We start from the raw sequence: 21,859 nt of genomic DNA, 5'->3' as shown, positions 1-21,859 counted from the left end.
CCGCCCTCAGCGGAGCGGCTCCGTGCGGGTCACCCGGGCGACCAGGTCGGTCCAGCCGCCCTCCAGCCGCTCCAGGGGCATCCCGCACTGCCGGGTCTGGTGGTGGATCAGGGCCGGGTCGAGCGAGGCCAGCAGCGTGTGGGTCAGCAGCTCGCAGTCGGCGTCGGGCACGATCTGCCGCAGCAGCATCGCGACGTGTGTGCGCAGGGCCCGCGACGCCGGGTGGGAGAAGCGGCGGGTGGGTTCCGGCTGGGCGGCCAGGAGGAGCTCGAGCCGCTCGGCCGACCGGTACAGCACCGCCACGCCGAACGCCCGCAGCCGGTCCAGCGGCGGCGCCCCGGGGCCCAGCGGCGGGGGGCCGCCCATGAAGTCGGCCTGGAGCTGCCGGTCGGAGTGGTCGAGCAGGGCCATCAGCAGCCCGGTGCGGTCGCCGAAGCGGCGGAAGACCGTGCCCTTGCCCACCTTGGCCGCCGCGGCCACGGCCTCCATGGTGACCCCGGCCACGCCGTGCTCGGCGATCAGCCGGGCGGCGGCCTCGAGCAGCGCGGCCCGGTTGCGGGCCGCGTCGGCTCGCAGGCACGGCTCCTCGGCGGAGGGTGCGACCTGCAGCAACTCAGGCGTGTCGAAGGGCTCCTCGGGCGTCGGGAAGGGCGGCAGCGCGGCGGACATGAAGCCAGCGTAAAGCATCGGGAACAAAACTGGACCGCGGTCCGCTTAGAGTGATACAAACTTAAACGGACCCCGGTCCGGATCGTAACAGCGATGTTTCAGCCCCCTTGGAGTTCCCATGTCTGTTCGCATCCTCGCGCTCGTCGGCAGCCTCCGCGCCGGCTCGCACAACCGCCAGCTCGCCGAGGCGGCCGTCAAGCTCGCTCCCGAGGGCGCCGAGGTCGTGCTGTACGAAGGCCTGGCCGAGATCCCGTTCTACAACGAGGACACCGACGTCGAGGGCAGCGTCCCGGCCGCCGCCGCGAAGCTGCGTGAGGCCGCTCAGGCCTCCGACGCCTTCCTGCTGTTCTCCCCCGAGTACAACGGCACCATCCCGGCCGTCCTGAAGAACGCCATCGACTGGCTGTCCCGCCCGTACGGCGCCGGCGCCTTCGGTGGCAAGCCCGTCGCCGTCATCGGCACCGCGTTCGGCCAGTACGGCGGCGTGTGGGCGCAGGACGAGGCCCGCAAGGCCGTGGGCATCGCCGGCGGCAAGGTGGTCGAGGACATCAAGCTGTCCATCCCGGGCTCCCTGACCCGCTTCGCCGAGACCCACCCGGTGGACGACAACGAGGTCGCCGCCCAGCTGACCGAGGTCGTCGCCCGTCTGCACGGCAACGTGGGCGAGACCGCGGCCGCCTGAGCCGCGGGCATCCCGTGAAGGGGCCGGAGTCGCACTCCGGCCCCTCTCTCGTGCGCGGAAACGGCTCAGTCGAGCCCGGCCAGCCGCTCCACCACCGGAGCCGCGAACCGTTCCATCCACGCGGCGGTCCCGGGGAGCCGCGGGGCCAGGACCACGGTGTCGACACCGAGCCCGGCATAGCCCTCGATGTCCCGCAGGCACGCGTCGAGGTCGCCCGTGGTGGTGTGCTCGCCCGTGTAGACGAAGGTCTTGCGGATGCCGTCGTAGTCCCGGCCGACGCTCTCGCAGTGGCCGCGCAGCACCTTCAGCTTGTGCCGCATCTCCTCGGGTGAGGAGGGGATGATGTTGCACGCGTCGGCGTACCGGGCCACCAGGCGCAGGGTCTTCCGCTCGCCCCCGCCGCCGATCATGATCTCCGGGTGGGGGCTGCTCACCGGGGCGGGCACGCACAGGGTCTCCGCGAGCCGGTAGTGCCGCCCCTCGAAGGGGCCGTCGCTGTGCGGGTCCCACATCTGCAGACAGATCCGCAGGGTCTCCTCCAGCCGCTCGAACCGCTCCGCCAGCGCCGGGTAGGGCACCCCGAGGCCGTGGTGCTCGCGGTCGTACCAGGCGGCGCCGATGCCGAGCGTCGCCCGGCCGCCGGACAGCACGTCGAGCGTGGTGGTGATCTTGGCGAGCAGACCCGGGTACCGGTACGTCACCCCCGTGACCAGGGCGCCGAGTCGGACCCTGGAGGTGTGGGCGGCGAGATAGCCGAGCGTGGTGTAGGCCTCCATCATGGGGGCCTCGGCGCCGCCGTTGAACTCCATCTGGAACCAGTGGTCCATCACCGACAGCCACCGCACCCCGGCCGCCTCGGCCGCGGCACCGGTGGCGGCGAGTTCGGGACCGATGGCCGGCCCGCCCCCGGGATGGTCGAACCGGTTGATGTGCACACCCACACGCATGGCCGTCTCCGTCCGCGCTGACCGTCGTACGTCGCATAGGTCATAGAGACCGTAGAGATCGCCGACGCTAGCCGCTGAAGCGTGCTCGACGTCAACCGTGCGCGGGCGGGTCGCCCGACACCAGCCGTTCGGCCAGCTCGCTGCGCCGGTACAGCACCCGTCGTCCGTCCCGGGCTCGGGTGACCAGGCCGGTGGCGTCCAGGATCCGCAGGTGCTGGGAGACGGCGCTCGGGGTGACGCCGAGCCGGCGGGCGAGTTCGACCGTGGGCAGGGGCTCGGCGAGCAGGCGCAGCAGGGTGGTCCGGGGCGCCCCGAGCAGCTGGACGAGGGCGGAGGCGCCGGGATCGGGCGGGGGTTCCCACAGCGTCGCCGTGCCGCGGCCTGGATAGGCGAGCATGGGCGGGGCCTCGGCGCTGATCGGGGGCGCCGGTTTGTGCGCGAACACCGAGGGGACCAGCCGCAGTCCTCGCCCGGCGCCCTCCACCGCGTGCCGGCCGATCATCTTGTCCACGGTCAGCACACCGTCGCGCCAGCCGAGGTTCGAGTGCAGTCCGGCGAAGAGCGAGCGCGCGCCGCCGGTGGCCAGCTGTCCCGCGCGGTGCGTGATGTCGGCCTCCAGGACGAGCCGGATCCGGGGCCAGTGCGGCAGCAGGGCCGTCTCCCAGTAGCAGAGCAGCAACTCACAGATGGCGTCGAGGAGTTCGAGGACCGGTCCGTCCCCGGCGGCGCCGGCCTGCCGCAGTGCGCCCGGGAGCGGGCGCGGGGCGTGCGCGGCGAGCAGGTCGCGTCGTACGACGTCCGGGGGCGTGGCCCGTACGGCGGTCAACTCCTCGGCCGGCGTGGGGGCGTAGGCGGTGGGGCGGGGTGTGAGGAAGTCGGGCAGGGCCAGGGTGGGACCGACCAGAGCCAAGAGCAGGGGCAGGTCGGCGGGGGCGAGAGCGGGGAGCACGGCCTGGCGCCAGCCGCGGTGCAGGGGGTGCAGGGCGGGTGCGCGCAGCACGCGCAGGCTCTCCATCAGCTGGCTCAGCGGGGAGATCGCGAACCGGGTGTCGGCGAGGTCGTCGACCCCCAGCACGATGCTGATCATTTAGCCCCCGCCTACATCGTTTGGCAACGGCCCGCGTGTGCCGTGGACTTCCGCCCATGACGGATCACCACACCGGGCAGCGTACCCGGTGGCTCATTCCGCTGCTGGTCGTCGCGTGCGGGGTCGCGGTCGGCAACGTCTACTTCCCGCAGGCCGTCGTCCCGCTCGCGGCGACGGGCCTCGGCGTCTCCCCGGGTACGGCGGCCGGGGTGGTGACAGCGACCCAGTTCGGCTACTCGGCCGGCATCTTCCTGCTCGTCCCGCTCGGCGACCGGCTGCCGCCCCGCCCGCTGCTGGTCACCCTGCTCACGGTGACCGGTCTCGGGCTCGCCGCGGCGGCCGCCGCGCCCGCGCTGCCGGCGCTGCTCGCGGCGAGCGTGCTGGTGGGCGCGGCCACGGTGGTCGGTCCGCTGGCCGGGCCACTGGCGGCCGGGCTGGTCCCGGCCGGACGGCGGGGCGTGGTCGGCGGCACGCTGCTGAGCGGCTCCCTCGCGGGCATGCTGCTGTCCCGCACGGCCGGCGGCGCCCTCGGCGACCGGCTGGGCTGGCGGGCGCCGTACGTCCTCGCGGCCGTCCTCACCCTGGCGGTTGCGCTGTTGCTGTCCCGGACGCTCCCGCGCCTGACCCCGCCGACCCGGCAGAGCTACCCCCGCCTGCTGGCCGCACCGCTCCGCCTCCTGCGCACCGAACCCGACCTGCGCCGCTCCGCCTTCTACCAGGCGACGGTGTTCGCCGGATTCTCCGCCGTGTGGACCGGGGTGGCGCTGCTGCTGGCCGGCCCGGTGTACGGGCTGGGCGCGGCCGCGGTGGGGCTGCTCGCGCTGGTCAACGCGGTGACGATGGTCGTCACGCCGTACGCGGGCCGGCTGGTGGACCGGCGGGGCGCGGACGTGGTGAACCTGGGCTGCTTCCTGCTGGTCGCGGCCTCGGCCGGGGTCCTCGCCCTCGGGAGCCTGGGCGGCGGCCCCGGCCTGCTGTGCCTCGTGGCGGGCACGCTGCTGCTGGACGTCGGCATGCAGTCCGGCATGGTCGCCAACCAGGTGCGGATCTACGCCCTCGGCGCGGACGTCCGCAGCCGCCTCAACACCGCCTACATGACCTGCGCGTACCTCGGCGGCAGCCTCGGCTCCTGGCTGGGCGCCCGGGCGTACGCGGGGTGGGGCTGGCCGGGGGTGTGCGCACTGACCGCCGTACTGACCGCGCTGGGCCTGGTCCGGCACCTGCGCGCCCGGACCGGGATCAGGACACCCGGGACCCGGATCAGGACACCTGGGCGAAACCCGTACGACGGTTCCCGTCCAGACGTTACCGTTCGGTAGACATCGTGCCCGGAGCCGCCCGGAGGTGCTCGCCATGCCGCCCGACCGTGCCGCAGGTCTCGCCGAGAGCAGGTGTGCGCTCGCCGAGGGGGAGGTGACCTCACGGGCTCTGGTGGAGCGGGCGCTGGCCCGGATCGAGGCCGCGCAGCCGACGCTGAACGCGTTCCGGATCGTACGGGCCGAGGCCGCGCTCGCCGAAGCGGACGCCGCCGACCGGGAGTTGGCCGCCGGGGTGCGGCGCCCGCTGCTCGGGGTGCCGGTGGCGGTGAAGGACGACATGGACGTGGCGGGCGAGCCGACCGCGTTCGGCTGCCGCGGCGACTTCCCGCCGGTGGCCGCGGACGGCGAGGCGGTACGGCGGCTGCGCGCGGCCGGTGCCGTGATCGTCGGCAAGACCAACACGTGTGAGCTGGGCCAGTGGCCGTTCACCGAGGGGCCGGCGTTCGGCGACACCCGCAACCCGTGGCACACCGGGCACACCCCTGGTGGCTCGTCCGGGGGTTCGGCCACCGCCGTCGCCGCCGGACTCGTGCCCGCCGCGCTCGGCTCCGACGGCGCCGGCTCGGTGCGCATTCCGGCCTCGTGGACCCATCTGATCGGCATCAAGCCGCAGCGCGGCCGCATCTCGACCTGGCCGCGCGGCGAGTCCTTCCAGGGCATCACGGTCAACGGCACCCTCGCCCGTACGGTCGCCGACGCGGCCCTGCTGCTGGACGCGGCGAGCGGCAACCACGCCCGGGACCCGCACCGGCCGGCCGCCCTGACGGTGGCGGACGCGGTCGGCCGCGACCCGGGCCGGCTGCGCATCGCGCTGTCCCTGAAGCCGCCGTTCACCGCCGTACCGGCCCGGCTGGACCCCCGGATCCGCGCCCGGATCCTCCAACTCGCCGACAAACTAGCCGCGTTGGGGCATGTGGTCGAGGAGGCCGATCCGCCGTACGGGCAGATCGGGCTGACCTTCGTCCCGCGCGCCACCGCCGGGAACGCCGAGCACGTCCGCGAGGCTCCCGACCCGGCACTGCTCGACCCACGCACCCGGGACGCGGCCCGGCTCGGGCGGCTGCTCGGCGGTGCCCCGCTGCGGGCGGCCCGACGCGCGGAGGCGGTACTGCACCGCCGCGTCGGCCGCTTCTTCGGGACGTACGACGTGATCCTGACCCCGACGACGGCCGCTCCCCCGCCCCGGATCGGCGCCCTGCACCGGCTGGGCGGGCTGGCCACCGACCGCGCGATGATCGCCGCCTGCCCCTACGCCTGGCCGTGGAACGTGCTGGGCTGGCCGGGCGTGAACATACCCGCCGGCTTCGTCGACGGCGACCTCCCGATCGGCGCCCAACTCCTCGGCCCCGCCGACAGCGAGCCCCGGCTGATCTCCCTCGCCGCGCAGGTGGAGCGGGAGTTGCGCTGGCACGAGCGGTGGCCGCCGGAGGCGGTGGTGGGCGCTCCGACGGTGTGACGGAGCTTCATGCTCGCGCGGGGTCCGGGGCGGGATGGAGGTCGTTGGCTGGGTGGGTGGGGGCTGTGGGGTGGAGTGGGGATCGCCGACCGGGGGCAACGGCCGTTGGCCGGAGCGAGGGCCGTCGGTCGCGGCAGGGGCCGTCGGTCTGGGCCGGGGCCAGTCGCTGTGGCGCCACCGTGGGGCGTGGCAGAGTGCCGTCGGTCATGGCCGGGCGGGTCGGGGCGGGCGGGGTCACCAGGGGCCCCGGCCTGCTGTGGCCAGGAGTCTGTCGATCGTGGCCGGGGGCAGTGCCGGGTTCGCGGCGGCCGCGTGGGCGAGGTCGGCGTCCGTTTCACCGGCGAGGAGTTCTGCCAGACGGGTCGGCGGGAGGTATGGGTGGCGGGCGAGGGCGGTGCGGACCTGGGGGTCGGGGTCGCGGGTGAGGCGGGCCACGGTGGCGGGCGGGGTGTCCGGGTCGCGGGCGGCCAGGGCACGGACCTGCGGGTCGGCGTGATCGGCGTACGCGGCCAGCCCGGCGCGCGGGAAGTTCGGCCGGGTGGTCAGGCGGGCGCGCTCGGGGCCGGTGTACTCCAGGAAGCTGCGCAGCAGCAGGGCCGCCGGGGCGTCCGGGTGGTTCTGGGCCAGCAGGACGCGGACGCCGAGATCCTCGTCCTCCGCCAGGCGGGCCACCAGGTCGGCCGGGAGCGTGTGGTCCGTCGCGGCCTCCCGGCGCAGCAGCGGGTGCCCGGAGAGTGCGTCCCGGCGGACGGCTTCCGGGTCGCGGGGCGTCCGGTACCGGCCCCGGGCACCGAACCTGCCGTCTGTCGGGACCGTGTAGTCGATGCGCGCCCGTTCCTCCTCGCTGAAGGCCGGATGGACGGACACGGCAAGCCGTACCCGCGGGTCCGGGTCCACGGCAAGGGCACGGCGTTCCCCGGGGCCGAGGTCCGGATGGCGGGCCACGGTCCGGCGGACCCGCGGGTCGGGGTCAGCGACCAGGGCGTGGCGTTCGGCGGTGCCCAGGTCCGCGCGGCCGGCGATCTCCTCGCGCACCTTCGGGTCCGGGTCGGCGGCCAGAACGGTCACCACGTCGGGCGGCAGCGTGGGATTGCGGGCGATCATCGCCTTGTCGTCCGCGCCGGCCGGTGCGGTCAGGACGCCGTCCACGACGGCCCGACTGAGCGCCGAGTGGAGCAGCAGACGGGTGCGGGCGTGGCAGGGGCGCTCGGGCAGCGCGCTCTCCACCCACGCCGGATCGTCGTGCCGCGCATACGCCCGCGCCACCTCCCGCACGCGCTCGTCCGGGTCCGCCAGCAGCGCGGCCCGCTGGTCGTCGGACAGCCCGTTCCAGCCGAACACCCCCTGCAGGCGCACCTCGGCGACCGGATGGGTGGGGAACGAACAGATCAGCTCGGCGGACGTCTGCCGGTACAGCGACCACAGCAGTTCGGCCTCGTACGTGACGAGCATGCGCACCACGGTGGCGTCGGGCAGCGGCCGGGGCCGGTCCGGCTCGGTGCACCGGGGCCCGTCGGCGAGGTTGCCGCGCACGAGCCACTCCGGGTCGTCCACCAGCCACGCCCGCTGGGCCGGGTCGACGTGGGGGTTGACGGCGAAGAACGTCCGGGTGCGCGGGTCGGGATGCTCGACCACGGCGTCCACGACGGCGCCGGGCAGATCACGGTCCCGGCACAGCACCATCCGTACGGCGAGCGGGCCTTCGGCGAGCAGCCGGAGCAGTACCTCCGGTGCCGCGGACGGATTGAGCGCGAGCCCGGCGAGCCGCCGTGCGGGCAGGTCGGCTGCCGCCCAGATCTCATCAGGCGTGGGCATGCCGTGTCTCCCCCGTCGATGTGAACCGCCCTGGCGGGCTCCCGGCGGACGACCTTACGTGACCGGCCCGCCCAGGGTTGGTCACACCGCGAGCAGGGCGACTCCCAGGCCGATCAGGGCGGCCACCTTGAGGAGTTCCAGCGCCACGTACCAGAGGTGGCTGCGGGAGCGGGGCAGTTCCTCGCCGGCGAGGACGCGGTCGGAGCGTCGGTTCAGGACGGGCCGGACGACTGCCAGTTGTGCGAGGAGCAGCACCGCGACGGCCGCGGTCAGCCCGGTGACCCGGGCCGGGGCGCCGCCCGCGGCCGCTGCGGCGATCACCACGACCGCCAGGGCGGCCTCCACGGTGTTCAGCGCCCGGAAGACCAGCCGGCCTATGCCCAGGCCGACGGGAATCGTGACGCCCGGTGCACGGAACTTCAGCGGGGCCTCGAGGAAGGAGATCGCCAGCACCATCCCGAGCCAGACGAAGGTGACGGCACCGGCGAGGGCGGCGGACGTGGCGTTCATGTGCGGGGGCCTTTCTCCGCCGGGGGCCGGCGGGTGGGATGGGGTTCGTCGCTTCCGTCAGGCGGCCGTGGTCCCGGCCAAGTGGGCCACGCAGGAGTCCGGTTCGGCGAAGGGTTCCAGGGCGGTGGCGGTCAGGGGCGCGTCCAGTCGGGCCAACGCGCCCTGGATCAGGCCGAGATGGAGCGGGCAGACCAACCGGCCGTGTTCCTCGGCGAGTTCCAGGAAGGGACAGTGCCGCAGCCGGATCCGTCGCGGCGGTCCGCCGGGCATGTCCGCTGCCTCCGTCTGTGGGGCGAAGCCCAGTTCGTCCAGCAGGGCGACGAGCGCGGCCATCGAGTGCTCGGCCGTCGGCCGCTCGAACGGGGGCGGTGGATCCACCAGGTAGCCGCCCCATGCACGGCCGGTCTCCATCGCCTCCGCGCGTGCCTCGGCCGGGTCGGCGGCCGCCCACCGGCTGAGCAGGACGCGGGCGAGGAGCCGGTAGTCCCGGATGCCGCCGCGGTCCATGCCGGGACGCGCGGTGTAGACGGTGCGGGGCCGGCCGGGCCCCGAGGACCGTACGGTACGGCGCTCGACCAGACCCTCGGCCGCCAGGGCGTCCAGATGGAACCGGACCGTGTTGGGGTGGACGCCCAGCCGCAGCGCCGTCTCCGCGACACCGAGCGGCGCGGGTGCGGCACGCAGCGCGTCCAGCACCTCCCGGCGCCGTGGGCTCTCCCGTGTGGTCATCTCCGGCCCCCTCTCCGCTCTCACCTGCGCTCATTTTTCACGAATCCTACATGTGTTAATTGTAAAATGGACCTTCACGGATTCAGCAGGGAAAGCGGAAGACCCGAGAGCGACGGAGGAACAGCAGATGACGTCGCCGTCCGCGAGGAACACCGGGCCGATCGCCGCCACGGCGCCCGGCCCACGCGTGCTGTGCGACACCCGGGCCCTGGCCGAGGCCCCGCCGCTGCCGGGCGGGGTGCTGTGGAAGCTGACCGAGAGCGGCCGCCAGCTCGACGCCAACGTCGTACGGCTCGGTCCCGGCCGGCAGGTCACGGCCCACACGGAGCCACAGCTGGATGTGATGCTCCTCGTCATCGCCGGTGACGGCGTGCTCGGCGCGGGTCCCTCCGACGCATCGCAGCCGCTGGCCGAGGGCGCCCTGGCCTGGCTGCCGCACGGCGCCGCACGCAGTATCACCGCCGGTGCGGCCGGGCTGACCTACGTCACCGTGCACCGCCGCCGCCCGGGCATGCGGATCGGCACCCGCCCCGACGCCTGACCGGGACGCCCGCCTGCACAACACCCGCACAGCGGACGCCCCTTGCCGGGAGGCGGCCGACCGCTAGGGTGTGCCCCCGTGAGCACGTTTACCGAAGAGAACGTCCCCGGCCGCTACGGCCCCCACGCCACCACCGAGGCCGACCCGCACGAGGTCGGCCGGGTGCGCACCGAGTACTCCCCGGCCCACGACGGCGACCCGGACCCCGGCGAGATCGTGTGGACCTGGGTGCCCTTCGAGGAGAACGACGGCCGGGGCAAGGACCGCCCGGTGCTGGTCGTGGCCCGGGAGGCCGAAGGCACCTTCCTCGCCGTGCAGCTGACGAGCAAGCGGCACGACGGCGACCGGGACTACGTGGCGATCGGCAACGGGCCGTGGGACCGCTCGGGCCGGGACTCCTGGGTGGACGTGGACCGCGTGCTGCGGCTGCACGAGGAGGGCATGCGCCGCGAGGCGTGCGCGCTGGACCGGATGCGCTTCGACCTGGTCCGCCGGCGGCTGCACGAGCGCTACGGCTGGACCTGACCGGCCGGTGCCTCGAGGAAACGCCCAGGCGCCTCAGGGAAACACCCGGGCGAACGCCTCCCGCACCGCCGTTCCCGGCGTCCGGTCCAGCACCCCGAACACGACGTGGTCGAAGGTGTGGGCGAACCGGCTGCCGGGGCCGAGCAGTTGCCGGAAGGCCGTCGCGACCTGCGCCGGGTCGTTCTGGAACACTCCGCAGCCCCAGGCACCGAGCACCAGCCGGCGGTAGCCGTGGGCGGCGGCCGTCTCCAGCACCCGCTCGGCACGGACCGCCAGGGCGCCCGGCAGACCGGCGGCGCGCTCCGGCGCCGTACGCCGTACGACGCCCGCGTTGGGGGCGGCCGCGGTCAGGAAGCCCACGCGGTACGGCTCGGCCAGCAGCCGGCCGCGGTCGTCGCGGAAGACCGGGACGGCCGGTGAGTGGATCACCCGGTCCGTGTAGAAGGCGTCGCGGTCGGCACGGTGGTGGTCGTAGAAGGCGCGGGCCGTGAGCAGGCAGGTGTACAGCGCGGAGGCGCGGCACAGGGCCTCCTCCTGGGCCTGCGCGCCGTTGAGATAGCCGCCGCCGGGATTCCGGGCCGAGGCGAAGTTCAGCACGGCGACCGGAGCACCGGCCAGCCGGCGGGCGGCCTCCAGGCTGCTCTCGCCGGTGACCTCGAAAACGGTGCCCTCGGCGACAGTGCCCTCGGCGACGGAGGCACCGGCAACGGAGACACCGGCCCCACCCGATCGGCCTACGGAAACCGGTTCCGGAACGGGAACCGGTTCCGGGCCGAACATCCGCGTCCCCGCCCGCGCCGCCTCGATCTGCGCCGCGAGCGAGACCTCGCGGCCGTCCGGCGCGCGGTACCGGCCCGCGGCCACGATCTGTTCCGTCTCCGCGGCGATCCCGCGCAGGCGCGCGCTCACGGCGCCACCCCCGTGGACGCCCTGACCACCGCCTGTGCGGTCTCCCCCGTCGTGCTCATGTACGCATCCTGGGCGATGCTGGTGATGCGCCGCAACGGAGTTTTCCCCACCCCCCAACGGCCCGGAGAACGCATACGGAAACGGAGATGACCGAACCGGAACGTCCGGTGGGGCACCCTTGTGCGAATCGGCTCGAGGGTCTTGGGTGGAACGCATGCCTGCCCGGCCCTGGGACAAACCGGGCCGCTGGCATGGTGGAATCTCAGGAGGATCCCGACATGTCCGACTCGAAGAGCGACGGCGGCGACTGTACCGAGCACCGCACCGCCGTCACCGAAGCCGAGGTGGAGGCCCTGGTCAAGGGCATCTGCTTCAAGACCGGGCCGCCCCGCGCGCTCGGTGTCGAACTGGAGTGGCTGGTCCACGAGCTGCACACCCCGCAGCTCCCCGTGACACCCGAACGACTCGAAGCGGCCTACGCCGCCCTGCGGGCCGTACCCCTGCGGTCGCCGCTCACCGTGGAGCCCGGCGGCCAGCTGGAGCTGAGTTCGCCGCCCGCCGCCTCCCTGATGGAGTGCATCCGTACCGTCTCCGCCGATCTGGACACCGTGCGCGGTGTCCTCGCCGAGGACGGGCTCACCCTCGTCGGCATCGGCCACGAACCCTGGCACACCCCGCGCCGGTTCCTGCACGAGCCGCGCTACGACGCCATGGAGATCTGCCTGGACCGTACCGGTCCGGCCGGCCGGCACATGATGTGCGCCTCCGCGTCCGTGCAGGTGTGCGTGGACGCCGGGCAGGAGGAGCCCGGCCCGCTCGGGCATGTGCGGCGCTGGTGGCTGGCGCATCACCTGGGCGCGGTCCTGGTGGCCGCGTTCGCCAACTCCCCGCTGATGGGGCGGGAGCCGACGGGCTGGCTGTCCACCCGGCAGCTGCTGTGGATGGAGATAGGCGCCGGCCGGGCGGGCGCTCCCCCGCTGGACGGCGTCCCACGGGCCGCCTGGGCCCGGCATGTGCTGGACGCGCCGGTGATGTGCGTCCGCCGGGACGGCGGGCCGTGGGAGGTGCCCGAGGGGCTCACCTTCCGGGAGTGGACCCGTTCCGGGGCACCCCGGCCGCCCACCCGGGCGGACCTGGACTATCACCTGACCACCCTGTTCCCGCCGGTCCGGCCGCGCGGTCATCTGGAGCTGCGCATGATCGACGCGCAGCCCGGCGAGGACGGCTGGATCGTGCCGCTCGCGGTGACGGCGGCGCTGTTCGACGACCCGGAGGCCGCCGAGACGGCGTACCGGAGCGTGAAGCGGCTCGCGGAACGCTCCCTGGGGCTGCCGGCCCCGCACAACCCGCTGTGGACCGACGCGGCCCGGTACGGGCTCGCCGATCCGGAGCTGCGCGAGGTCGCCGACGTGTGTTTCGCGGCGGCACTTCAGGCGCTGCCCCGGCTCGGGGCCACCGCCGAGGTGACCGACGCGGTGGCCGCGTACCGGGACCGTTACGTCGCCCGGGGCCGCTGCCCCGCCGACGACCTGCTGGATCTGCGGCGCGGCCTGGACGCGTCCGGGTCCGGCCGCACCGGGGGCACCCCCGCCGACCGACGGAGGAAGGACATCCGCACATGACCGCCCCCGAGCAACCGCATGTGACCACCCCCGAGGCCGGCACCGAGACGCTGCGCGAGCGCGCGCTCGCCTCCCTCACCACCGCCCGTGCCCGGACCACGCTGCTGACCAGCTGTGTCGAGGACCCGGACCTCACCGCCCAGCACTCCCCGCTGATGTCCCCGCTGGTGTGGGACCTCGCGCACATCGGCAACCAGGAGGAGCTGTGGCTGCTGCGGGCGGTGGGCGGCCGGGAGGCGATGCGACCGGAGATCGACGGCCTGTACGACGCCTTCGAGCATCCGCGCGCCGAGCGCCCCTCGCTGCCACTGCTGCCGCCCGTCGAGGCCCGGCAGTACGCGGCCGAGGTGCGCGGCCGGGTGATGGATCTGCTCGAGGGCGCCGACTTCGGCGGCTCCCGGCTGACCGAGGCCGGCTTCGCCTTCGGGATGATCGCCCAGCACGAACAGCAGCACGACGAGACGATGCTGATCACCCATCAGCTCAGAAGGGGGCCGCGGGCGCTGACCGCCCCCGATCCCGAGCCGGCGCCACCGTTCACCGGTCCGGCCGAAGTCCTCGTGCCCGGCGGCCCGTTCACGATGGGCACCTCCAGCGAGCCCTGGGCGCTGGACAACGAACGCCCCGCGCATGTGCGGGAGGTGGCGCCGTTCTGGATCGACACCACTGCGGTGACGAACGCGGCGTACCAGGCGTTCATCGAGGACGGCGGCTACGACACCGAGCGCTGGTGGACCCCGGAGGGCTGGGCGCACATCCGGCAGCACTCGATCACGGCCCCGCTGTTCTGGCACCGGGAGGGCGGGCAGTGGCTGCGCCGCCGGTTCGGGGTCACCGAGCCGGTCGTACCGGACGAGCCGGTGCTGCACGTGTGCTGGTACGAGGCCGACGCCTACGCCCGCTGGGCCGGGCGGCGGCTGCCCACCGAGACGGAGTGGGAGAAGGCCGCCCGCCACGACCCGGCCACCGGCCGCTCCCGGCGCTACCCGTGGGGCGACACCGATCCGGCACCGCAGCACGCCAACCTGGGTCAGCGGCACCTGGGCCCGGCGCCCGCCGGGAGTTATCCCGCCGGTGAATCACCGCTCGGGGTACGGCAGTTGATCGGTGACGTGTGGGAGTGGACGGCGAGCGACTTCCTGCCGTACCCCGGCTTTCAGGCGTTCCCGTACAAGGAGTACTCGGAGGTGTTCTTCGGCCCCGAGTACAAGGTGCTGCGCGGCGGTTCGTTCGCGGTGGACCCGGTGGCCTGCCGGGGCACGTTCCGCAACTGGGACTATCCGATGCGGCGGCAGATCTTCTCCGGGTTCCGCACCGCCCGCTCGGAGGCTGTCTGATGTGCCGTCACATCGCTTATGTGGGGCCGGAGACATCCATCGGGCAGGTGCTCACCGAGCCTGCGCACAGTCTGGTGCGCCAGTCGTGGGCGCCGCAGCGGCAGGCTTCGGGGACGGTCAACGCCGATGGTTTCGGCGTGGGTTGGTACGCCCCGGGCGATCCCGTCCCGGCGCGTTACCGGCGGGCCGGGCCGATCTGGGCGGACCTGTCCTTCGCCGACCTGGCCCGGGTGGTGCGTTCCGGCGCCGTCCTGGCCGCCGTACGGGACGCGACACTGGCGGGCGCGGACGCCGAGGCGGCCGCCGCGCCCTTCGTGTCCGGGCGGTGGCTGTTCAGCCACAACGGGGCCGTCGCGGGCTGGCCGGACTCGGCCGCCCCGCTGATGTCCGGGCTGCCCCCGGTCGAGCTGCTGGCGCTGGAGGCCCGTACCGACTCGGCGTTCGTCTGGGCGCTGGTCCTGCACCGGCTGCGGGCGGGAGACGAGTTGGGTACGGCCCTCGGCGAAACGGTTCGCCAGCTGGCCGAGGCGGCCCCCGCCTCCCGGCTCAATCTGCTGCTGACCGACGGCGCCACGATCGCCGCCACCGCCTGGGGCGACAGCCTCTGGTACCGCACGGAGCCCGGCCGGAGCGCGGTCGTCGCCTCCGAGCCCTACGACGACGACCCGCTCTGGCAGGAGGTCCCCGACCGCACCGTGCTCACCGCGAGCCGCGCCGGCGTGCTGCTCGCCTCGCTGGACGATCCGGCGTCCTCCCCCACTCTCGACTCCGCTCGACCGGGGGGACCCCCATCATCAAAGGAGCCTTGTACGTGAGCCCCCTGCACGTCACCCGCACTCTTCCCGAGGACGCGACGGACGCCGCACTGCGCGCCGACGTCCGTGGCGGCCTCACCGTCCAGCCCAAGTGGCTGCCGCCGAAGTGGTTCTACGACGCCCGCGGCAGCGAACTGTTCGAACAGATCACCGAGTTGCCCGAGTACTACCCGACGCGCGCCGAGCGGGAGATCCTCGTCGCCCGGTCCGGCGAGATCGCGGCGGCGAGCGGCGCCCGCACGCTGATCGAGCTGGGTTCGGGCTCCTCGGAGAAGACCCGCCATCTCCTCGACGCGCTCGCGCCCGCCGCGTACGTCCCGGTCGACGTCAGCGAGAGCGCCCTCACCCAGGCCGGGCAGGCGCTGGTCGAGGAGCGCCCGGATCTCCAGGTGCACGCGCTGATCGCCGACTTCACCGCCCCGCTGACCCTGCCCGCGACTCCCGGGCCCCGGCTGCTGGCGTTCCTCGGCGGCACGATCGGCAATCTGCTGCCCGACGAGCGCGCGAAGTTCCTGGCCTCCGTGCGCTCCCTGCTCGCGCCGGGCGACGGGCTGCTGCTCGGCACCGACCTCGTCAAGGACGAGCGGGTGCTGGTGCGGGCCTACGACGACGCGGCCGGGGTGACGGCCGCGTTCAACAAGAACGTGCTGGCCGTCGTCGACCGTGAACTCGGCGCCGACTTCGACCCGGACGCCTTCGACCACGTGGCGCTGTGGGACGCCGAGCGGGAGTGGATCGAGATGCGGTTGCGCTCCCGTACCGCGCAGACCGTGAAGGTGCCCGCGCTGGACCTCGCCGTGGACTTCGCCGCGGGCGAGGAGCTGCGCACCGAGGTGTCGGCGAAGTTCCGCCGGGACGGAGTCACCGCCGAACTGGCGGAGGCCGGGCTGGAGTTGACCCACTGGTGGACCGATACGGAGGGCCGGTTCGCACTGTCGCTGAGCGTGGCATCGTGAGTCAGAGGTCCGGGGTCAGCTCCTCGGTGATCCTGCGCGAGGCGCGGCGGGCCTCCGCCCGCGGGTCCGCCCCGTTCAGGACCCGGGTCATGTACTCCTTGATCGGGTTGTCGGCCTCGACGTCGGCCCACTGAGGGGTGCTGGGGGTCGCCCGCCCGTGTGCCGCGCCCGCGGCCATGGCGGCGACCCCCTCCTCGCCCGCGACCGCGCCCGCCAGCGTGGTCTTGTTGGGCACGTAGTTCATGGTGCGGGCGAGTTCGGTGTCCCACTTGGCGCCGGTGAGCGCGCCGACGACGGCGGTCGCGGCGAACTGGTCCTTGGTGTTCCGCGGGATGACCAGGTCGGAGCCGCCGGTGAACACGGCGCCGGGCCGCGCGGCGGTCTTCCCGGGCACCGGGAAGAAGCCCAGCTTGCCCTTCAGGTCCGGGTTCTGCTGCGTGATCGACTGGGCGAGCCCGGGTACGGCGACGATCTGGGCGACCGTGCCTCCCGCGAACACCCCGGCCTGGGGCGGGTGTTCCTCGTCGGCGCCGGCAGGACCCCGGCCGAGTGCCTGGAGCCGCCGGTAGAAGTCCATGCCGCGCAGCGCGGCCGGGGTGTCCAGGGCGCCCGTCCAGTCGTAGTCCTTCTGCACGGCGAGGTCGCCGCCCTCGTCCCAGACGAAGCCGGAGAGCGTGTACCAGTCCTGCCCGGCGAGGTAAATGCCCTGATGGCCGCCGGAGTCGAGCCTCTCGGTGTCGGCGAGCCACTCGTCGCGGGTCTTCGGCGGACGGGTGATGCCGGCCGCCTCGAAGAGGTCCTTGCGGTAGATGACGACGCGGTTGGCCGCGTACCAGGGGATGCCGTACTGGGCGTTGCCGTCCTTGCCGGGCTCGGCGAGACCGGGCAGCCACGCGTCCTTGCCCCAGTCGCGCATCGACTCCAGGGTGAGATCGGCGAGCCGGCCGCCGTCGGCGTACAGCGGCACCTGGGTGTTGCCGACCTCGATGACGTCGGGTCCCTCGCCGGAGGGGCCCTTGAGCGCCGTACGGACCTTCTCGACGATGCCGGTCCACTGCTGGATGCGGATGTCGAGGCGCAGGTCCGTGTGGGTGCGCTCGAAGTCCTCGGTGAAGCGCTGGAGGAACTCCTTGGAGGCGCTGTCCTTCATCAGCCACACGGTGACGGTCTTGCGCTCGTGCCCGCCCGGGAGCATCCCGCAGGCGCTCAGGAGGGAACCGGTGACACAGACGAGGGCGAGCAGACGACGTCTCACGAGGGGTCCTGTTCTGTCTGGCAAGGGGTGCGGACAGGCGTGGGGGCCCGACATGGGGGGGACGAGCGGCGGCGCTCGTACGGGTGTGCTGGATTTTGGTATGGACCAATCCGGAGGTCAAGGGGCGGGCGGGGCGGGGATGGGGCACGGTGGAGTACGGCGTGACACGAGAGGAGCACCCTCATGACGAATCACACCTACCGGGTCACCGAGATCGTCGGCACGTCGCACGAGGGCATCGACCAGGCCATCCGCAACGGCATCGCCCGCGCCGACCAGACCCTGCGCAACCTCGACTGGTTCGAGATCACCGAGGTCCGCGGCCAGATCGAGAACGGGCGGATCGAGCATTACCAGGTGGCGCTGAAGGTGGGCTTCCGCATCGAGGACGCGGACTGACCTTCTCCTGGCGTCAGGTACGGCCGTCCCGCTCCTGAGCCTGCTGAAGCGCGGCGGACTTCGCGGCCCAGCGGGCACGTACGACAGTGAACCCGGCGCATTCGGCGTCGTCACAGACCAGTTCGTCGTCGTCCACGAGGAACCGGACCTCGCGGCCCTGGGCGAGCCGGTGCAGGATCTCCAGCTTGGTGAACCGGGCGGGCCTGCGGTCGGCGTTTCCCCGCATGTACACGCGCCCCTCGGGCAGCCCGTGGGCCGCGAGCCAGTCCAGGGTGTCGCGCCGGCACCGCTCGGGGCGGCCGGTGAGATACAGGACCTCACACTCGCGGGCGCTGTCCATGGCGAGCGCGATGCCCTCCGCGAGGGGCGGGTCCGCGGGCGCGGCGGCGAAGAACGCGACCCAGTTCCTCGGCCGTACCTCCAGGAAGTGCTGCCGGTGGGCGGTGTCGGCCAGGGTGTTGTCGAGGTCGAACACGGCGAGCGGCCGCTTGCTGCTGTCGGTCACCGGGCCACCCTAGCCAGGACCCGCCGCCCGGGAATCCCCAGCCCCTCAGAGCGTTGAAACCCGTGTGAGCAGTTCAGTGATCGCCCGGACCCGGTTCTCCGTGCTCGACCGTTCCCGCACCCGCGAGGGGCGGCCGCCCGGCGAGGCGCTGCGGGACACCGTCGCGCTGTCCCGGGAGGTGGAGGCGCTCGGCTACCACCGCTTCTGGGTGTCCGAGCACCACGGCGTGCCCGGGGTCGCCGGGTCCGCGCCGACCGTGCTCGCCGCCGCGGTCGCCTCGGCCACCCGCACGATCCGGGTCGGCACCGGCGGGGTGATGCTGCCCAACCACCAACCTCTCGTCGTCGCCGAGCAGTTCGGCGTGCTGGAGGCACTGTTCCCCGGCCGGATCGACATGGGGCTCGGGCGGTCCGTCGGCTTCACCGACGGGGTGCGCAGGGCCCTCGGCCGGGACAAGGAGGACGCCGAGGACTTCGCGGCCCAGCTCGGCGAGCTGCTCGGCTGGTTCGAGGGCACCTCCCCGACCGGGGTGCACGCCCGCCCCTCGGAGGGCCTGCGGGTGCCGCCGTTCGTGCTGGCCATGGGCGAGGGCGCGCGGATCGCGGCGCAGGCCGGGCTGCCCATGGTCATCGGGGATCTCCGCAACCGCGAGAAGCTGCTCCGGGGCATCGACGAGTACCGCTCCCGGTTCCGCCCCTCGCCCTGGGCCTCCGAGCCGTACGTGGTGATCTCCGGCACGATCGCGGTCGCAGGCAGCGAGGCGGAGGCGCGCCGGCTGCTGGTGCCCGAGGCCTGGTCGATGGCGTACTCGCGCACGCACGGCACCTTCCCGCCGCTTTCCCCCGCCAAGCAGACCGAGGCCCGCGCGATGACCGCGAAGGAGCGCGGTTTCTACGAGTCCGGGCTCGCCGGGCACATCGCCGGCACCGGGGAGCAGGTGGCGCACGAGCTGGCGACGGTGCTGAAGGAGTCGGGCGCGGACGAGGTCCTGGTCACCACCAGCGCCTACGGCCGTACGGCCCTGGTGGACTCCTACCGGCGGCTCGCCGGCCTCTTCGCCCCGGGCCGCTGACGCCCCGAGATGCGAACGCCGCCGGGGCCGGTGACCCTGGAGGGGCAAGCCTCTAGCGACGAGGAGGGCTGCCATGTCCGTGATGGACAAGCTCAAGGGACTGCTCAAGGGACACGAGGACCAGGCCTCGAAGGGCGTCGACAAGGCGGGGGACTACGTGGACGAGAGGACCCAGGGCAAGTACAGCGGCCAGGTCGACACCGCGCAGGACCAGCTGAAGGAGCAGCTGAGGCAGCAGGACACCGACAACCCTCCGCAGTAGGAGTGCACGGGCGCGGATAGAGTTGCCCGTCGATGCACCACCCACATGACCCCTACGTCCGCGTCCGCGGCGCCCGCGAGCACAACCTCAAGGGCGTCGACGTGGACATTCCGCGCGACGTGCTGGCCGTGTTCACCGGCGTGTCCGGCTCGGGGAAGTCGTCGCTCGCGTTCGGCACGATCTACGCCGAGGCCCAGCGGCGGTACTTCGAGTCGGTCGCGCCGTACGCGCGCCGGCTGATCCACCAGGTCGGGGCGCCCAGGGTCGGCGAGATCACCGGGCTGCCGCCCGCGGTCTCGCTCCAGCAGCGCCGCTCGGCACCGACCTCCCGTTCCTCGGTGGGCACGGTCACCAACCTCTCCAACTCCCTGCGCATGCTGTTCTCGCGCGCCGGGAAGTACCCGCCAGGTGCCGAGCGTCTCGACTCGGACGCGTTCTCGCCGAACACGGCGGCCGGTGCCTGCCCGGAGTGCCACGGTCTCGGCCAGGTGCACGAGACGACCGAGGAGCTGCTGGTCCCGGACCCCGGACTGTCGATCCGCGAGGGCGCGATCGCCGCCTGGCCGGGGGCCTGGCAGGGCAAGAACCTGCGGGACATCCTCGACACGCTCGGCCACGACGTGGACCGGCCCTGGCGTGAACTCCCGGCCGAGCAGCGCGCGTGGATCCTGTTCACGGACGAGCAGCCGGTCGTCACCGTCCACCCGGTACGCGACGCCGACCGCATCCAACGGCCGTACCAGGGCACGTACATGAGCGCCCGCCGGTATGTGCTGAAGACGTTCTCGGACACCAAGTCCCCGACGCTGCGGGCGAAGGCGGAGCGTTTTCTGACCAGTACGCCGTGCCGGGTGTGCGGGGGCAGCCGGCTGCGGCCCGAGGCGCTCGCGGTGACCTTCGGCGGCCGGACCATCGCCGAGCTGGCCGCGCTGCCGCTGACCGATCTCGCCGCGCACCTCGACGGCGGCACCGAGGCCGATCCGGGACTCCGGATCCTCACCGAGGACCTGAAGTCCCGGATCGCACCGGTGGTCGAACTGGGCCTCGGCTATCTCAGCCTCGACCGGTCCGCCCCCACCCTCTCGGCGGGCGAGCTGCAACGGCTGCGGCTCGCCACACAGTTGCGCTCCGGGCTGTTCGGGGTGGTGTACGTCCTGGACGAGCCGTCGGCCGGGCTGCACCCGGCGGACACCGAGGCGCTGCTGACCGTGCTGGAGCGGCTGAAGGCCGCGGGGAACTCGGTGTTCGTGGTGGAGCATCACCTGGAGGTGGTGCGCGGCGCCGACTGGCTGGTGGACGTCGGCCCCGGCGCGGGCGAGCACGGCGGACGCGTGCTGTACAGCGGTCCGCCGGCCGAGCTGGCGTGCGTCGAGCAGTCGGCGACGGCGGTCTTCCTGTTCGACGAGTCCCCGGGGCCCGCTCGCCAAGTCCGCGAGCCACGGGGCTGGTTGAGGGTGGGTCCGGTGACCCGGCACAACCTGCGCGCGGTGACGGCGGACTTCCCGCTCGGCGCGTTCACCGCGGTCACCGGGGTCTCCGGTTCCGGAAAGTCCACGCTCATCGGCGAGTTGACGCAGGAGCTGGCGGGAGTGGAGCGGCTGGTCCGGGTCGATCAGCGGCCCATCGGGCGGACCCCGCGCTCGAATCTGGCCACCTACACCGGCCTGTTCGACGTGGTCCGCAAGGTGTTCGCCGGCACCGGGGAGGCACGGGCGCGCGGGTACGGCGTGGGACGGTTCTCCTTCAACGTGGCCGGAGGGCGCTGCGAGACCTGTCAGGGCGAGGGGTTCGTCAGCGTCGAGCTGCTGTTCCTGCCGAGCACGTACGCGCCCTGCCCGGACTGCGGGGGCGCCCGCTACAACCCCGAGACGCTCCAGGTGACGTACCGGGAGCGGAACATCGCCGAGGTGCTCGATCTGACCGTGGAGGGCGCGGCGGAGTTCTTCGCGGACGTCCCGGCCGCCGCCCGGAGCCTGGGCACCCTGCTCGACGTGGGCCTCGGCTATCTGCGGCTGGGGCAGCCGGCGACCGAGCTGTCCGGCGGCGAGGCCCAGCGGATCAAGCTGGCGAGCGAGCTGCAGCGCGGGCGGCGCGGACACACCCTGTACCTGCTGGACGAGCCGACCACCGGACTCCACCCGGCCGACGTAGAGGTGCTGATGGACCGGCTGCACGGGCTGGTCGACACCGGGCACACGGTCGTGGTGGTCGAGCACGACATGACGGTGGTCGCGGGCGCCGACTGGGTGATCGACCTGGGCCCGGGCGGCGGCGACCGGGGCGGCCGGGTCGTGGCGTCCGGCCCGCCGGAGCGGGTGGCCGGGTCGGCGGACAGTGCCACCGCGCCGTATCTGGCACGGGTCATGCCCTGAGTGCCGCGCGTTGCCGACGGGTGCCCAATGCATCGATGTGGTAACCGAGTTGGACCGCCGGGGCGGCCCCTGGGT

22 protein-coding genes are annotated in these 21,859 nt (G+C 73.6%); 13 read left to right on the top strand and 9 right to left on the bottom strand.

Annotated elements, in window-relative coordinates; translation table 11 throughout:
• Positions 1-6: 6 nt before the first annotated feature.
• Entirely contained in the window at positions 7-687 is a 681-nt protein-coding gene (locus ACH47Z_RS26695) for a TetR family transcriptional regulator (protein ID WP_399077853.1), read from the bottom strand.
• A gap of 100 nt (positions 688-787) precedes the next feature.
• Here ACH47Z_RS26695 and ACH47Z_RS26690 point away from each other — a divergent pair, with 100 nt between their 5' ends.
• Positions 788-1,351 (top strand): NAD(P)H-dependent oxidoreductase, encoded by a 564-nt coding sequence (locus ACH47Z_RS26690; RefSeq protein WP_399077851.1) that lies wholly within the window; start codon positions 788-790, stop codon positions 1,349-1,351.
• Positions 1,352-1,416: 65 nt separating this feature from the next.
• On the opposite strand, the gene ACH47Z_RS26685 is transcribed toward ACH47Z_RS26690, so the two are convergent.
• Both ACH47Z_RS26685 and ACH47Z_RS26680 read right to left on the bottom strand, forming a co-directional pair.
• On the bottom strand, positions 1,417-2,298 hold the full coding sequence (locus ACH47Z_RS26685; protein ID WP_399077849.1) for an LLM class F420-dependent oxidoreductase: 882 nt from the start codon (positions 2,296-2,298) through the stop codon (positions 1,417-1,419).
• 91 nt (positions 2,299-2,389) lie between these two features.
• Positions 2,390-3,385 carry an ArsR family transcriptional regulator gene (locus ACH47Z_RS26680; RefSeq protein WP_399077847.1) on the bottom strand — a complete coding sequence of 332 codons (996 nt, stop codon included), beginning with the start codon at positions 3,383-3,385 and terminating at the stop codon, positions 2,390-2,392.
• Between the two features lie 56 nt (positions 3,386-3,441).
• Here ACH47Z_RS26680 and ACH47Z_RS26675 point away from each other — a divergent pair, with 56 nt between their 5' ends.
• Both ACH47Z_RS26675 and ACH47Z_RS26670 read left to right on the top strand, forming a co-directional pair.
• Positions 3,442-4,704, top strand: a complete 1,263-nt coding sequence (locus tag ACH47Z_RS26675) for an MFS transporter (RefSeq protein ID WP_399077845.1) — start codon at positions 3,442-3,444, stop codon at positions 4,702-4,704.
• A gap of 34 nt (positions 4,705-4,738) precedes the next feature.
• A complete protein-coding gene (locus ACH47Z_RS26670; protein WP_399077843.1) occupies positions 4,739-6,160 on the top strand; it encodes an amidase in 1,422 nt (473 codons plus the stop codon).
• Between the two features lie 234 nt (positions 6,161-6,394).
• Here ACH47Z_RS26670 and ACH47Z_RS26665 read toward each other — a convergent pair whose 3' ends face one another.
• From ACH47Z_RS26665 to ACH47Z_RS26655, 3 genes are all read right to left on the bottom strand, one after another.
• Positions 6,395-7,975, bottom strand: a complete 1,581-nt coding sequence (locus tag ACH47Z_RS26665) for a hypothetical protein (RefSeq protein WP_399077841.1) — start codon at positions 7,973-7,975, stop codon at positions 6,395-6,397.
• Between the two features lie 81 nt (positions 7,976-8,056).
• On the bottom strand, positions 8,057-8,485 hold the full coding sequence (locus ACH47Z_RS26660) for a hypothetical protein (protein ID WP_399077839.1): 429 nt from the start codon (positions 8,483-8,485) through the stop codon (positions 8,057-8,059).
• Between the two features lie 57 nt (positions 8,486-8,542).
• Positions 8,543-9,214 (bottom strand): helix-turn-helix transcriptional regulator, encoded by a 672-nt coding sequence (locus tag ACH47Z_RS26655; protein WP_399077835.1) that lies wholly within the window; start codon positions 9,212-9,214, stop codon positions 8,543-8,545.
• Positions 9,215-9,341: 127 nt separating this feature from the next.
• On the opposite strand from ACH47Z_RS26655, the gene ACH47Z_RS26650 reads away from it, so the two are divergent.
• Positions 9,342-9,755, top strand: coding sequence for a hypothetical protein (locus tag ACH47Z_RS26650; RefSeq protein WP_399077833.1), 414 nt, complete (start codon positions 9,342-9,344; stop codon positions 9,753-9,755).
• Between the two features lie 78 nt (positions 9,756-9,833).
• Entirely contained in the window at positions 9,834-10,280 is a 447-nt protein-coding gene (locus ACH47Z_RS26645; protein WP_399077831.1) for a type II toxin-antitoxin system PemK/MazF family toxin, read from the top strand.
• Positions 10,281-10,313: 33 nt separating this feature from the next.
• Here the strand turns inward: ACH47Z_RS26645 and ACH47Z_RS26640 are convergent, their stop codons facing one another.
• Positions 10,314-11,189, bottom strand: a complete 876-nt coding sequence (locus ACH47Z_RS26640; RefSeq protein WP_399077829.1) for a TIGR02452 family protein — start codon at positions 11,187-11,189, stop codon at positions 10,314-10,316.
• 278 nt (positions 11,190-11,467) lie between these two features.
• Between ACH47Z_RS26640 and egtA the strand changes: the two genes are divergently transcribed.
• Genes egtA through egtD form a run of 4 tightly spaced genes read left to right on the top strand, consistent with a single transcriptional unit; the run spans position 11,468 to position 15,919 of the window.
• A complete protein-coding gene (egtA, locus tag ACH47Z_RS26635) occupies positions 11,468-12,811 on the top strand; it encodes an ergothioneine biosynthesis glutamate--cysteine ligase EgtA (protein WP_399077827.1) in 1,344 nt (447 codons plus the stop codon).
• On the top strand, positions 12,808-14,148 hold the full coding sequence (egtB, locus tag ACH47Z_RS26630; RefSeq protein WP_399077825.1) for an ergothioneine biosynthesis protein EgtB: 1,341 nt from the start codon (positions 12,808-12,810) through the stop codon (positions 14,146-14,148). The genes egtA and egtB overlap by 4 nt, the downstream gene beginning before the upstream one ends.
• Positions 14,148-14,963, top strand: coding sequence for an ergothioneine biosynthesis protein EgtC (gene egtC / locus ACH47Z_RS26625; protein ID WP_399077823.1), 816 nt, complete (start codon positions 14,148-14,150; stop codon positions 14,961-14,963). Before egtB ends, egtC begins: the two co-directional genes overlap by 1 nt.
• Positions 14,960-15,919 carry an L-histidine N(alpha)-methyltransferase gene (egtD, locus tag ACH47Z_RS26620; protein ID WP_399077821.1) on the top strand — a complete coding sequence of 320 codons (960 nt, stop codon included), beginning with the start codon at positions 14,960-14,962 and terminating at the stop codon, positions 15,917-15,919. The genes egtC and egtD overlap by 4 nt, the downstream gene beginning before the upstream one ends.
• Position 15,920: 1 nt before the next feature.
• On the opposite strand, the gene ACH47Z_RS26615 is transcribed toward egtD, so the two are convergent.
• Positions 15,921-17,174: an extracellular solute-binding protein gene (locus ACH47Z_RS26615; RefSeq protein WP_399077818.1), complete on the bottom strand. Its 1,254-nt coding sequence runs from the start codon at positions 17,172-17,174 to the stop codon at positions 15,921-15,923.
• Positions 17,175-17,357: 183 nt separating this feature from the next.
• On the opposite strand from ACH47Z_RS26615, the gene ACH47Z_RS26610 reads away from it, so the two are divergent.
• Positions 17,358-17,573 carry a dodecin gene (locus ACH47Z_RS26610; RefSeq protein ID WP_399077816.1) on the top strand — a complete coding sequence of 72 codons (216 nt, stop codon included), beginning with the start codon at positions 17,358-17,360 and terminating at the stop codon, positions 17,571-17,573.
• Between the two features lie 13 nt (positions 17,574-17,586).
• Here the strand turns inward: ACH47Z_RS26610 and ACH47Z_RS26605 are convergent, their stop codons facing one another.
• Positions 17,587-18,078 (bottom strand): hypothetical protein, encoded by a 492-nt coding sequence (locus tag ACH47Z_RS26605; protein WP_399077814.1) that lies wholly within the window; start codon positions 18,076-18,078, stop codon positions 17,587-17,589.
• A gap of 64 nt (positions 18,079-18,142) precedes the next feature.
• Here ACH47Z_RS26605 and ACH47Z_RS26600 point away from each other — a divergent pair, with 64 nt between their 5' ends.
• The 3 genes from ACH47Z_RS26600 (at position 18,143) to ACH47Z_RS26590 (ending at position 21,784) form a co-directional block, all read left to right on the top strand.
• On the top strand, positions 18,143-19,150 hold the full coding sequence (locus ACH47Z_RS26600) for an LLM class flavin-dependent oxidoreductase (RefSeq protein ID WP_399077812.1): 1,008 nt from the start codon (positions 18,143-18,145) through the stop codon (positions 19,148-19,150).
• Positions 19,151-19,223: 73 nt separating this feature from the next.
• Positions 19,224-19,412, top strand: coding sequence for an antitoxin (locus ACH47Z_RS26595; RefSeq protein ID WP_399077810.1), 189 nt, complete (start codon positions 19,224-19,226; stop codon positions 19,410-19,412).
• A gap of 32 nt (positions 19,413-19,444) precedes the next feature.
• The gene (locus tag ACH47Z_RS26590) at positions 19,445-21,784 is read left to right on the top strand and encodes an ABC transporter (protein ID WP_399077809.1); all 2,340 of its coding nucleotides are present in this window, start codon (positions 19,445-19,447) and stop codon (positions 21,782-21,784) included.
• Positions 21,785-21,859 lie beyond the last annotated feature (75 nt).

The organism is Streptomyces sp. NPDC020192 (assembly GCF_044388685.1).
GTDB lineage: Bacteria > Actinomycetota > Actinomycetes > Streptomycetales > Streptomycetaceae > Streptomyces.
This window is presented reverse-complemented; position numbering and strand designations above follow the sequence as displayed.